Source organism: Streptomyces thermovulgaris, from assembly GCF_002155915.1.
GTDB classification, from domain to species: Bacteria; Actinomycetota; Actinomycetes; order Streptomycetales; family Streptomycetaceae; genus Streptomyces; species Streptomyces thermovulgaris.
Map to the genome: position 1 here is coordinate 1 of NZ_MUME01000098.1, position 12,438 is coordinate 12,438.

Consider the following 12,438-nt stretch of genomic DNA (forward strand, 5'->3'; position numbering starts at 1 on the left):
GCGGCCCGGGCCGCCGACAGGATCGGGCCATCCCAGCCGATTGCTCACGTGTTGAGGAGCCGCCGGACATGACCAACGTCGCCGTCATCTACTACTCGTCCCAGGGAAACGTGCACAAGCTGGCCGTCGCGGCCGCCGCAGCGGCCGAGAAGGCGGGTGCGGAGGTGCGGCTGCGCAGGACTGCCGAGCTGACGTCCGAGAGCGTCGTCCCCGGCAACGACAGCTGGAACAAGGCGTGGGCGGAGCACCTGGAGTCCGTCAAGGACATCCCCGAGGCCACTCTGGAGGACCTGGAGTGGGCCGACGCGGTGCTCTGGGGCACCCCCGGGCGCTACGGACTGCCCGCCGCGTCGCTCAAGCAGTTCATCGACCTGACCCTTCCGCTGCACTCGCGGCGCGGCCTGGTCAACAAGGTGATGTCGTCCTTCACCTCCACCGCGACGCTGCACGGCGGCCAGGAGAGCACGATCCTGGCGCTCAACAACGCCTTCTACCACTGGGGCGCGATCATCGTGCCGCCCGGTGTGGCCGACCCGATCCAGCTGGCCCCCACCAACGGCAACCCGTACGGCGTGAGCAGTGTCTCGCGCAACGAGGCCGGCAACGTCGACGAGGACAACCTCGCGGCCATCGAGTACCAGGCCCGCCGCACCGTGGAGATCGCCACGGCGCTCCGCCGGGGGCTGCAGTCCGCCTGAGCCGACGCGTGCGGGGCCGGCGCGACGGGCGGGCGGCCCGGGCCGTGCGACACCGGCCCGGCCCGGGCCGCCGTGTGCGTCGTCGCACGGCCCCGCCTCGCCGTTCCCTCCGCGCCCGTCCCCTCCTCCCGGGAGCCGGCGGGCAGCGCTCAGGCCCCGTTCCAGGCCCCCAACCCTTCGCACGGCACCCCCTTCGGGGCCGGCCGTGCTCATCCTCCCGGAGGAACCCATGGAGAACGCCCTGCTCGACATCCGGCTGAAATCCGCGCTGCATCAGCCGGACTGGCAGGATTCCTCGCAGGTGCAGCTGGCCAGGAAGGAACTGTCCGTCCGCAGCCCGCTGGTGACCGGTGACGACGTGCGCCGGCTCAAGACGCTGCTGGCCCGGGTGGCCGCGGGCGAGGCACATGTGATCCAGGCGGGCGACTGCGCCGAGGACCCGGCCGAGTGCACCGCCGAGCACGTCGCCCGCAAGGCCGCCGTCCTGGACCTGCTGGCCGGAGCCCTGCGGCTGATCACCCGCAAGCCGGTGCTGCGGGTGGGCCGGATCGCCGGCCAGTACGCCAAGCCCCGCTCGCAGCCGACCGAGGTGGTCGACGGCGTCGAACTGCCCAGCTACCGCGGCCACATGGTCAACAGCCCCGAACCGGACCCGGACAGCCGGCGCCCGGACCCGCTGCGGCTGCTCACCGGGTACATGGCCGCCCGCGACGTGATGGGCCACCTGGGCTGGCAGCCCGGCGGACCCACCCACCCGGGCATCGACCCGCTGGTGTGGACGAGCCACGAGGCGCTGCTCCTCGACTACGAGGTGCCCATGCTGCGCCGCGACGAGACCGGCCGGCTGCTGCTGTCGTCCACGCACTGGCCGTGGGTCGGGGAACGCACCCGGATGGCCGACGGCGCGCATGTCGCGCTGCTCGCCGAGGTCACCAACCCGGTCGCCAGCAAGGTGGGGCCGGGCATCACGGTCGACGAACTGCTCGCCCTGTGCGAGCGGCTCGACCCGCACCGCGAGCCGGGCCGGCTCACCCTGATCGCCCGCATGGGCGCCGACGCCGTCGCCGACGTGCTGCCGCCCCTGGTGACGGCGGTCCGCAAGGCGGGCCACCCCGTGATCTGGCTGACCGACCCCATGCACGGCAACACCGTCAAGGTCCACGGCGGCCTCAAGACCCGCTTCGTGGAGACCGTCGAGCGCGAGGTCATGGCCTTCCACCACGCGGTGACCTCCGCGGGAGGGATCGCCGGCGGACTCCACCTGGAGACCACGCCCGACGACGTCACCGAGTGCGTCTCGGACCCCTCCGCCGTCGAGTGCGTCGGATCGGTCTACACCACCTTCTGCGACCCGCGGCTCAACCCGGGGCAGGCCATCTCCGTCGTCACGGCCTGGGGCCGGCAGCCGTAGTCCCGCATCCCGGTGCCCGCAGCGGCGGAACCGGTCGCACAGCACTGTCCGCACTGTATGGAGGGAGGCTCGGGAAGACATGGAGAACACCATCGCCCTGGTCACCGGAGCGGCCGGAGGCATCGGCAGCGCCGTGGTGCAGACCCTGGCCGAGCGCGGGGCCGTCGTCGCCGCCGTCGACCGCGACGCGGAACTGCTCGACCAGGTGGTCGGCAAGCTCACCGCGGAGGGACTGGAGGTCGCCGCCTGCCCCGCGGACGTCACCGACAGCGACGACGTGGAGCGCACGGTGGAGAAGGTCGAACGGCTCCTGGGGCCCGTGGAGCACCTGGTCAACGCCGCGGGCGTACTGCGGCTCGGCGAGGCCGTCGGGCTCAGCGACGACGACTGGAACGCCACGTTCGCGGTCAACGCCACCGGCGTCTTCCGCATGTCCCGCGCCGTGGTGCGGCGCATGAAGCAGCGCAGACGCGGCAGCGTCGTCACCGTCGCGTCCAACGCGGCCGGGACACCGCGCATGGAGATGGCGGCCTACGCCGCCTCCAAGGCCGCGGCGACGATGTTCACCAAGAGCCTCGGCCTGGAGGTCGCCCGGTACGGCATCCGCTGCAACGTCGTCGCCCCGGGCTCCACGGACACGCCCATGCTCAGCTCCCTGTGGCACGACGCGTCGGGCCCGCGCAGGACGATCGAGGGCCTGCCGGAGAAGTTCAAGGTCGGCATCCCCCTGGGGAGGATCGCCCAGCCCGCCGACATCGCCGACGCCGTCGCCTTCCTGCTCTCCAGCCAGGCGTCCCACATCACGCTGCACAGCCTCACCGTCGACGGCGGCGCATCCCTGGGCACCTGACCGCGGCACCACCCGACCACGCCAGGACCACACCAGAGCAACGAGAGGACGCCATGGCCGGTATCCCGACCATCGAGCCCTACCCGATGCCCACGGCCGGCGAACTGCCCGTCAGCACCGCCCCGTGGGCCGTCGACCCGGCGCGTGCCGTGCTGCTCGTCCACGACATGCAGCGCTACTTCCTCAGCCCCCTGCCCACGATGCTGCGCACCACCCTGGTGGACCACGTCACGCTGCTGCGGGAGCGGTGCGCGCGGCTGGGCGTCCCGGTGGCCTACACGGCCCAGCCCGGCGACATGACGGACACGCAGCGCGGTCTGCTGAAGGACTTCTGGGGGCCGGGCATGAGGGCCGCCCCCGCCGACCGGGCGATCGTCGAGCAGATCGCCCCGCGGCCGGGCGACTGGATGCTCACCAAGTGGCGTTACAGCGCCTTCTTCCGCACCGACCTGCTCTCCCGCATGCGCGCCCACGGGCGGGACCAGCTCGTCGTCTGCGGCGTGTACGCGCACATCGGCGTCCTGGCCTCGGCCATCGAGTCCTTCAGCCACGACATCGAGACCTTCCTGGTCGCCGACGCCGTCGCCGACTTCTCCCGCGACGACCACTGGATGGCTCTGAGGTACGCCGCACGGCGCTGCGCCGTGCTCACCACCGCCAAGGAGACCTTCGCATGACCGACTCCGCAAAGGCGCCGCAGGCCCCCGATCTGCTCGCGAGGATCCTCTCCCCCCGCCCGGGACCCTTCGCCGTGCTGCACCGGCCCGAGGCCGCCGACCCCGGTGTGCTGGACGTCCTGGTCGGCGAGGTGTCCGAGCCGGCGACCCTCGCCGACGTGCCGCTGCCCGAGGCCGCCGGTGCCCCGCCCGGACCCCCGGGCCGGCACGACACCCTGGTCGTCATGCCCTACCGGCAGATCGCCGAGCGGGGCTTCGCCGTCCCCGACGACGGCTCCCCGCTGATCGCGCTCACGGTCACCGCCCAGGACACCGTGCCGCTGGCCGAGGCGACGGCACGGATCGACGACCGGCCGATCCGGCTGAGCGGCGGCCGGTTCGACGTGGACGACGAGGCGTACGCGGACGTGGTGCGCCGTGTCGTCGCCGACGAGATCGGCCAGGGGGTGGGCGCCAACTTCGTCGTCAAGCGGTCGTACATCGCCGAGATCGCCGACTACACCCCCCGCGCCGCCCTCACCCTCTTCCGGCGGCTGCTGGAACAGGAGTCGGGCGGGTACTGGACCTTCGTCGTCCACACCGGCGACCGCACCTTCGTCGGCGCCACCCCGGAGCGGCACATCAGCGTCCGCGGGGGCAGGGCCGTGATGAACCCCATCAGCGGCACCTACCGCTACCCCGGCTCGGGCCCGACCCTGCCGGAGGTGCTGGCCTTCCTCGCGGACCGCAAGGAGACCGACGAGCTCTACATGGTCGTCGACGAGGAACTCAAGATGATGGCGCGGATCTGCGACGGCGGCGGGCGGGTCACCGGCCCGTACCTGAAGGAGATGGCGCGCCTGGCGCACACCGAGTACTTCATCGAGGGCCGCACCACGCGCGACCCCCGGGAGATCCTGCGCGAGACCATGTTCGCCCCGACCGTCACCGGCAGCCCGCTGGAGAGCGCGGCACGGGTCATCAGCCGCTACGAACCCGAAGGACGCGGCTACTACAGCGGCGTCGTCGCGCTCGTCGGACGGGATGCGCACGGCGCCCGGGAGCTGGACTCGGCCATCCTCATCCGCACCGCCGACATCGACGCCGGCGGCCGGGTGCGGATCGGCGTCGGCGCCACCCTGGTGCGGCACTCCGACCCGGCGTCGGAGGTCGCCGAGACCCGGGCGAAGGCCTCGGGACTGATCGACGCCCTGCGCGGGGGCGGGACAAGACGGTTCGCGGACCACCCCGACGTACGGTCGGCACTGGCCCGCCGCAACGACCGGATCGCCGAGTTCTGGCTGGCCGACGAGTCGCAGCGGCCCCGGCCCGATCTCGCGCTGTCCGGGCGGCGGGTGCTGGTCGTGGACGCCGAGGACACCTTCACCGCGATGCTCGGGCACCAACTGCGGTCGATGGGCCTGGACGTGACGGTGCGCCGCTTCGACGAGGCGTACTCCTTCGACGGGCACGACCTGGTCGTCATGGGCCCGGGCCCGGGCGACCCGCGCGACACCGCACACCCCAAGATCGCCCATCTGCGCGACGCGATCCGCCGGCTGCTCGACGAGCGGCGGCCCTTCCTCGCCGTCTGCCTCAGCCACCAGGTGCTGTCGCAGGAGCTGGGCTTCCCGCTCGTGCGCCGGACGGTTCCCAACCAGGGCACCCAGCGGGAGATCGACCTGTTCGGCTCCACCGAACGCGTCGGCTTCTACAACACCTTCGCCGCCCGCAGCACCGACGACAAGCAGGAGTGCGCGGGCACCGGAGTGGTCGAGGTGAGCCGCGACCCGGAGACCGGGGAGGTGCACGCACTGCGCGGCCCGCACTTCGCATCCGTCCAGTTCCACCCGGAATCGGTTCTCACCCTGGACGGGATTCGCATCATCGGCTCGCTGCTGACCGGTTTTCTGCACGACGGCAATCCGGCGGAACCTGACGGAAAAGAAGTCTTCGGCGGCGATGTGACGGATACGCAGAAACGCTCTTCTTTTCCCGTCCGGACTTCCTGAACACTGCTTTCGGGTACATCGACGGCTGTTTCGGGAAACGACCTGAGAGGCTACACCTATGCTTCCTGTCCAGGCCAGTCGCAAGGGACTCTACATGGGCCTCGTGGCCGAACGGGCCGCGGCCGAACACGGCGACCAGCTCATCATTCTCGACCACGATCTGGACCTGCTCCCGGAGGCCGGGCGGCGCATGACCTTCGCCCAGCTCGCGGAGCACATCGACGACATGGCGGCCCGTTTGCACGCGGCGGGCATAGGCCGCAGCGAACACGTCGCCATTCACAAATCCAACGGATTCGACATCAACATTCTCTCCTGCGCCGTTTCCCGGATCGGCGCGGTCCCGGTGCAGCTTTCCCCCGCACTGGACGCGGAAAGCGTCGTCGCACTGCTGCGGAGGCTGGGCCGCCCGTACCTCATCACGGACACGGCCAAACTGGACGGTCCGTTCGCCGATGTCCCGCTGGACGAGATCACCAGCGAAGTGATCATTGTCGCCGGGTCGCGCCCCGGCACCGTGTCGCTGGCGGACCTCGCCGGCGCCCCCCGTCAGGAGCCGGTCGTCCCGCACCCGGACCTGCCCGCGCTCATGACGCACACCTCCGGCACCACGGGCCTGCCCAAGCTGGTGGTCCACTCGGCCCGGACGCTGCACGGCCGCTACCGCCCGCAGGCCAAGCTCTTCGACATGATCCGCGAACGGGAGACCGTGGCGCTGCACGTGTCCTACGTGCACTCGCGGATGCCGCTGGCGCTGGCCGTGCTGCTTCCCCGGGGCAACCGCATGGTCGTCATGAACGACGCGACCCCCGAGAAGGCGGCCCGGCTGTGGGCCGAGACCCGGCCGGGCTTCATCGAGTCCCACCCCAACTCCTTCATGGAGTGGGAGGCCCTGGTCGACCACCCGCTCAAGCCGCTGGCCAACGTGAAGTACTTCAGCACCACGTTCGACGCCATCCACCCGAGCACCATGCACAAGCTGCTGCACGCCACCGAGCGCAGCTCGCCGATCTTCTACCAGATCTACGGGCAGAGCGAGACCGGCCCGCTGGTCGGCCGCGCCTTCACCCGCGAGACGGCGCTCAGCGCCGACGGCCGCTGCCAGGGGTACGCCTTCCCGGGCGACACCAAGTTCAAGCTGGTGAGCCGCAACGGCAAGGAGGTGACCCGGGACAACCCCGGATACATCGACGTGCAGGCCGCGGGCCGGGCGCTGGGGTACTTCGGCGAGCGCGAGCGCTACGACGCCCAGGTGCACGGCGGCTGGTGGCGCGGCATGGACCTCGGCTACCGCACCGAGGAGGGCTGCCTGCACCTGCTGGACCGCGAGGTGGACACCATCCCGGGCATCCACTCCACCCTGGAGATCGAGGACACCGTTCTCAGCCGCCTGGAGGAGCTGACCGAGCTGGTCGTCGTCCCCGGGCCGGACGAGGAGCCCGTGCCGGTGCTGTGCACCCGTGACGACCTGCCGCTGGACCGGGAGCGCTGGAAGGCGGCGACCACCGAGTGGCCGCAGCTGGCGGAGCCCGTCCAGATGAAGCTCACGGAGCTGCCGCGCACCGCCACGATGAAGGTGCAGCGGATCGAGCTCGCGGCACGCCTGCGGCGCCGCGCCGTGGGCCGGGCGTCCTGACCGCGCATCCCGGCGACAGGGAGGAGGACATCCCGATGAAGGCCGGCGACGCCGATGTGCTGATCGTCGGAGCGGGTCCCACGGGGCTGCTCGCCGCGTGCGAGCTGCTGCGCCGCGGGGTCCGCGTCCGGATCGTCGACCGCGCGACGGAGCCCGCGGGAGTGCCCAAGGCGCTGTCGCTGTGGCCGCGGGTGCGGGACATCCTGACGGACCTGGGCGTGGGGGACGAGGTGCGGCGCGCGTCGGTCCCCATCCACGCCTTCCGCTACTTCTCGGACCGCAGGGCGGTCGCGTCCCTCACCTTCACGGAGGACCTGGCGGCCCGTCAGCTGCCGCAGTACGAGACGGAACGGATCCTGACCGGGCGGCTGCACCTGCTGGGCGGGAAGATCGAACGCGGGGTGCGGCTGCTGTGCCTGGAGGAGGTGGACCACTCCGGCAGGATCGAACCCGGGGGCACGGTCACCGCCGTCCTCGAGCACGAGGACGGGACGGTGGAGCGGGCCGCCGTGCCCTTCGTCATCGGCGCCGACGGCGCCGGCAGCACGGTCCGCGGGCAGCTGGGCATCGGCTTCGAGGGCACCACGTACGAGATGGCGTTCGCGCTCATCGACACGCGCATAGACGGCCATCTGCCCCCGGACGAGATCGCCTACTACCAGACCACCAGCGGAACCCTGGTGGTCGTGCCCCAGCCCCAGGGGGTGTTCCGCTTCCTGTCGGTGATGCCCGAGGGGGGCACCATGTCCCGCGAGGTCATGCAGGAGATCATCGACACGCGCGGACCGCGCGGCGTGCGGATCACCGAACCGGTCTGGGAGACCGTCTTCCGGGTGCACGCACGACGGGCCACCGACTTCCGGCGCGGCCGGGTCTTCCTGGCCGGGGACGCCGCCCATGTGCACAGCCCGGCGGGCGGGCAGGGCATGAACAACGGCCTGCAGGACGCCCAGAACATCGCCTGGAAACTGGCCGCCGTCCTGCAGGGGCACTCCCCGGCCTCCCTGCTGGACACCTACCACACGGAGCGCGCCGAGGCCACGCGCCGCATCGTCCGGGACACCGATCTGCACACCCGTGCCCTGACCGCGCGCACACCGGGACGCGTGGCCGTCCGCGACAGGACGTTCGCGTTCCTGGACCGTTCCGGTGCCGCGGCCCGGCTGTACGCACCGGTCATGGCCGGACGGCGGCTGGCCTACGCCCCCGAGCGGAGGACCCAGCAGCCCTCCAGCCGGTTCTGCCGCATACGCGGCCGGATCCCGGGGGCGCCGGCGCCCGGCGCGGTGTTCCCCCGCACGGCGGCCCTGGCGCTCGGCCTGGCGGGCCCGGACGCGGATCCGACGGTGTGGACGCTGCTGCTGCGGCCTCCCGCCGGGGACGCCCGGTGGACGGCCGAGGTGGGGCACATCGCCGCCCGGTGGCCGCGGCTGCGGGTCCTCAGACCGGCGTCGGGCGTGGCCACCGGGCACGGGCTCTGCGGCCGTCCCGGCTACTACCTGATCCGGCCGGACGGCCACATCGCGGCCCACGGCCACGCCGCGGACCTGGACCGGCTGGAGGCCGAACTCGGCTTCGGGCTCGTTCCGGGGGTCCGCTGAGACCGTATCTCCCCTTCTCCCGGTACTCCCCGACGAGCCGGCCGGCGCCGGCGACCGGTCACCGGACCACGCCGTGCCGGCTTCGGCGCGGCGGCCCCGTTCCCCCCGTACGACGCCCCGCGGGCGGGAGCGGGGCCGTCCGCCGTCACCTCCTTCGGAGGACGGGAGTCACCGGCTCGTCCTCCGGCGGATCGGGCAGCGCCAGGCACAGGGCGTCCAGGGCAGCCGTGAAGACATGGTCCGGAGGTGTGCCGTAGCCGATGACCAGGCCGTCGCGCGGCGGCATCGTGCTGTCGGGATGGCGGTAGGGACGCAGCCCGTCGAGGGCCAGTCCCTGCCGCCGGGCCGCGCGCAGGGCCATCTCCTCGGTGCCCGGCGGCAGTTCGAGAACGGCGTGCAGCCCCGCCGAGATGCCGCTGACCCTGATGTGCGGGGCGCGTTCGGCGAGCACGCTCGCCAGCAGGTCGCGGCGGCGCCGGTAGTGCTGCCGCATACGGCGCAGATGCCGGTCGTAGGCGCCGCGGGCGATGAAGTCGGCGAGGGTGAGCTGGTCGACGACGCCCGCCCACATCTCCCGGGGACCCTTGGCGGCGATGATGTCGTCGACCAGCCAGCCGGGCAGCACCATCCAGCCCAGCCGCAGCGCCGGGGACAGGCTCTTGCTGGTCGAGCCGATGTGGACGACCCGGTCGGGGTCGAGGCCCTGCACCGCGCCGACCGGCTGCCGGTCGTAGCGGAACTCGCCGTCGTAGTCGTCCTCCACCAGCACCCCGCCGGTGGAGCGGGCCCAGTCGATGACCGCCGCCCGGCGCTCCGGGTGCAGGGGACCGCCGGTCGGGAACTGGTGCGCGGGCGTGAGCAGCACGGTCTCGGCGCCGGTGGCGGGCAGTTCGTCGATCCGGGCCCCGTGCGAGTCGACCGTCAGCGGGACGGTGCGCAGACCGATCTCCGCGAGGATGTCGCGGTGGAAGTCCAGTCCGTACGACTCCACCGCGACCGTGCCGCGCAGCACTCTGCCCAGCAGCCGCAGCCCGTGCGCGAAGCCGGAGCAGATCACGATCCGGTCGGGTTCGGTGCGCACCCCCCGCGCCCGCGCCAGGTACTCCGCGAGCGCTTCCCGCAGTTCCACCCTGCCGCGTGGATCGCCCACGCCGAAGGCGTCGTTGGGCGCGGCGGCGACGGCCCTGCGGACGGAGGTGAGCCAGGCGGTGCGCGGGAAGGCGGCCGCGTCGGGGGAGCTGGGCATCAGGTCGTACAGCACCCGGCGGCGGGTCCGGCGCTGCGGGGGACGCGCCTGGTCCGGACAGAGCGGCTCGGCCCGCCGGGCGACCCGGGTGCCGGAGCCCTGGCGGGCCGAGAGCCAGCCCTCCTCGACGAGTTCGGCATAGGCGCCGGCGACGGTGTTGCGGGCGATGCCCAGGTCCTGGGCGAGGCTGCGGTAGGGGGGAAGCTGGGTGCCCGGGGCGAGCCGGCCGGACCGGATGGCCTCCCGGAGGGCGTGCATGAGCTGGCTTCGCAGGCTTCCCTCACCGGAGAGCTCCAGGTGGAGGTCGGCTCCCGTGGCCTGCTCCGGCCCGGCTTCGGAGGAGTTCGGGGACGGGGCTTCTAAGGACGAGGACTGCGGATGATTGGCCCATGTTTTTGCCATGAGAATGCACCATAGCGTGGGCCGCTTTCGCGCTTAGGGTCAAGGCATGACAGCGTTTCAGGTACCCCAGCGCATGAACTTCTCCGCCGTCGCCCCCAAGGTGTTCAAGGCGGTCCTCGCTCTCGACGCCGCCGCCCGCGAGGGGCTCGACCCCGTCCTGCTGGAGCTGGTGCAGATCCGCGCCTCCCAGATCAACCACTGCGCGTACTGCATCGACTACCACACCTCCGACGCCCGCAAGGCCGGGGAGACGGAGGAGCGCATCTACCAGCTCTCCGCCTGGGAGGAGTCGAGCCTCTACACCGAGAAGGAGCGGGCCGCCCTGGCGCTGACCGAGGCCGTCACCCTCCTGCCCCAGGGAGTGTCGGACGAGGTCTACAACGAGGCCGCGAAGCACTTCGACGAGAAGGAGCTCGCCCAGCTCATCGCGTTGATCTTCACGGTCAACGTGTGGAACCGCATGAACGTCACCACGCGCAAGACGCCCGGTACCGAGTGACCGACCGTTTCCCCGCGGGCGGTGGCCGACCCACCGAGGCCACCGCCCGCGGCATGCCATGACCGTATTCCTGCCGAAGGGCTGATGAAGCCGTGACCACCGTTGACACACCGGTGTCCGCTCCCGCCGGCCGCTCGCCCGTCAAGGGCTGGCTCGCCGTTCTGGCGGTGACCCTGGGCATCTTCTCCCTGATGACCTCCGAGCTGCTGCCCGTGGGCCTGCTCACCCCGGTCGGCACCGCCCTGGACGTCTCCGAGGGCACCGCGGGACTGATGGTGACCGTTCCCGGCCTGGTCGCCGCCGTCTCGGCGCCCCTGGTCACCGTGGCCACCGGCCGCATCGACCGCCGGATCGTGCTGGCGGTCCTGATCGGACTGGTGGGCGCGGCCAACCTGGCCTCCGCCTTCGCCACCAGCTTCGCCATCGTCCTGGTCGCCCGCTTCCTGATCGGCATCAGCGTCGGCGGCTTCTGGTCCATAGCCGGTGGCATCGCGCTGCGCCTGGTGCCGGAGAAGCACGTGCCCCGGGCCACCGCCGTCATCTTCGGCGGTGTGGAGACCGCGTCCGTCCTGGGCGTCCCCACCGGGACGTTCATCGGCGACCTCAGTGGCTGGCGCACGGCGTTCGCCGCCGTGGGCATCCTCGGACTGACCTCCCTGGCCTGCATGCTCTTCCTGATGCCGAAGGTGCCGGCCCAGCAGACCATCACCTTCGCGGAGCTGCCGCAGGTCTTCAAGGGCAACGCGGGAGTGCGGGCCGGGATCGCCATCACCTTCCTGGTCATCACCGGCCACTTCCTGGCCTACACGTTCGTCCGGCCGATCCTCCAGGAGGACGGCATCGACGACAACCTGATCGGCGCACTGCTGCTGACGTTCGGAGTCGCCGGCATCTGCGGCAACTTCATCGCCGGGGCGCTCGTCGCCAAGCGGCTGCGGCAGACCGTCGCGGGCATCTCCCTGGTCCTCACCACGGCCATGGTGGTGCTCGCACTCGTCGACACGAACGTCGTCACCGCGGGCGCCCTCATGATCCTGTGGGGCCTGGGCTACGGCGCGGTGCCCGTCACCTTCCAGACCTGGATCCTCGACGCCGCACCGGACACCACCGAGGCCGCCTCCTCGCTGTACGTCTCCACCTTCAACCTGTCCATCGCGCTCGGCGCGCTCTTCGGCGGCTTCGCCGTCGACGGCATCGCGACCTCGAGCGTGCTGTGGATCGGCGCCCTCCTCGCCGTCCTGACGCTGCTGGTGGTGGGCGGAGCCCGCCGCACCGCAGCCGCCTCCTCCACCACCGAGTGATCCTCCACCGGGTGATCCTTCACCGGTGATCCTCCACCGAGTGAGTCGGCGGACGACCGCCGGCGCCTTCGAGGCCACCCGCCCCCCGTGAACAAGTCCCCCGCTCGGGGGGCGGGTGGCCTCGAA

At 72.0% G+C, this 12,438-nt stretch carries 10 protein-coding genes; 9 read left to right on the forward strand and 1 reads right to left on the reverse strand.

All coding sequences use genetic code 11. From position 1 onward, the window contains the following. Positions 1 to 68: 68 nt before the first annotated feature. The 7 genes from CCN35_RS10515 to CCN35_RS10545 all read left to right on the forward strand — a co-directional run bounded on the left by CCN35_RS10515 (position 69) and on the right by CCN35_RS10545 (position 8,864). Positions 69 to 698 (forward strand): NAD(P)H-dependent oxidoreductase, encoded by a 630-nt coding sequence (locus CCN35_RS10515; protein ID WP_067398396.1) that lies wholly within the window; start codon positions 69 to 71, stop codon positions 696 to 698. A 229-nt stretch (positions 699 to 927) separates the two neighbouring features. Next, entirely contained in the window at positions 928 to 2,109 is a 1,182-nt protein-coding gene (locus CCN35_RS10520) for a 3-deoxy-7-phosphoheptulonate synthase (protein WP_067398394.1), read from the forward strand. Positions 2,110 to 2,188: 79 nt separating this feature from the next. Then, the gene (locus CCN35_RS10525) at positions 2,189 to 2,959 is read left to right on the forward strand and encodes a 2,3-dihydro-2,3-dihydroxybenzoate dehydrogenase (RefSeq protein WP_067398391.1); all 771 of its coding nucleotides are present in this window, start codon (positions 2,189 to 2,191) and stop codon (positions 2,957 to 2,959) included. A 53-nt stretch (positions 2,960 to 3,012) separates the two neighbouring features. Then, positions 3,013 to 3,636 carry an isochorismatase family protein gene (locus CCN35_RS10530; RefSeq protein WP_067398389.1) on the forward strand — a complete coding sequence of 208 codons (624 nt, stop codon included), beginning with the start codon at positions 3,013 to 3,015 and terminating at the stop codon, positions 3,634 to 3,636. Then, positions 3,633 to 5,627, forward strand: a complete 1,995-nt coding sequence (locus CCN35_RS10535; protein ID WP_086792379.1) for an anthranilate synthase family protein — start codon at positions 3,633 to 3,635, stop codon at positions 5,625 to 5,627. Before CCN35_RS10530 ends, CCN35_RS10535 begins: the two co-directional genes overlap by 4 nt. Before the next feature lie 58 nt (positions 5,628 to 5,685). Next, on the forward strand, positions 5,686 to 7,263 hold the full coding sequence (locus CCN35_RS10540) for a class I adenylate-forming enzyme family protein (RefSeq protein WP_067398387.1): 1,578 nt from the start codon (positions 5,686 to 5,688) through the stop codon (positions 7,261 to 7,263). A 35-nt stretch (positions 7,264 to 7,298) separates the two neighbouring features. Then, positions 7,299 to 8,864, forward strand: a complete 1,566-nt coding sequence (locus CCN35_RS10545) for an FAD-dependent monooxygenase (protein WP_067398384.1) — start codon at positions 7,299 to 7,301, stop codon at positions 8,862 to 8,864. A 145-nt stretch (positions 8,865 to 9,009) separates the two neighbouring features. Here the strand turns inward: CCN35_RS10545 and pdxR are convergent, their stop codons facing one another. Beyond that, positions 9,010 to 10,512 (reverse strand): MocR-like pyridoxine biosynthesis transcription factor PdxR, encoded by a 1,503-nt coding sequence (gene pdxR, locus CCN35_RS10550; RefSeq protein WP_086792381.1) that lies wholly within the window; start codon positions 10,510 to 10,512, stop codon positions 9,010 to 9,012. Positions 10,513 to 10,558: 46 nt separating this feature from the next. Between pdxR and CCN35_RS10555 the strand changes: the two genes are divergently transcribed. Continuing rightward, positions 10,559 to 11,011 carry a carboxymuconolactone decarboxylase family protein gene (locus CCN35_RS10555; protein ID WP_236561006.1) on the forward strand — a complete coding sequence of 151 codons (453 nt, stop codon included), beginning with the start codon at positions 10,559 to 10,561 and terminating at the stop codon, positions 11,009 to 11,011. A 92-nt stretch (positions 11,012 to 11,103) separates the two neighbouring features. Further along, positions 11,104 to 12,312: an MFS transporter gene (locus tag CCN35_RS10560; protein WP_086792383.1), complete on the forward strand. Its 1,209-nt coding sequence runs from the start codon at positions 11,104 to 11,106 to the stop codon at positions 12,310 to 12,312. Positions 12,313 to 12,438 lie beyond the last annotated feature (126 nt).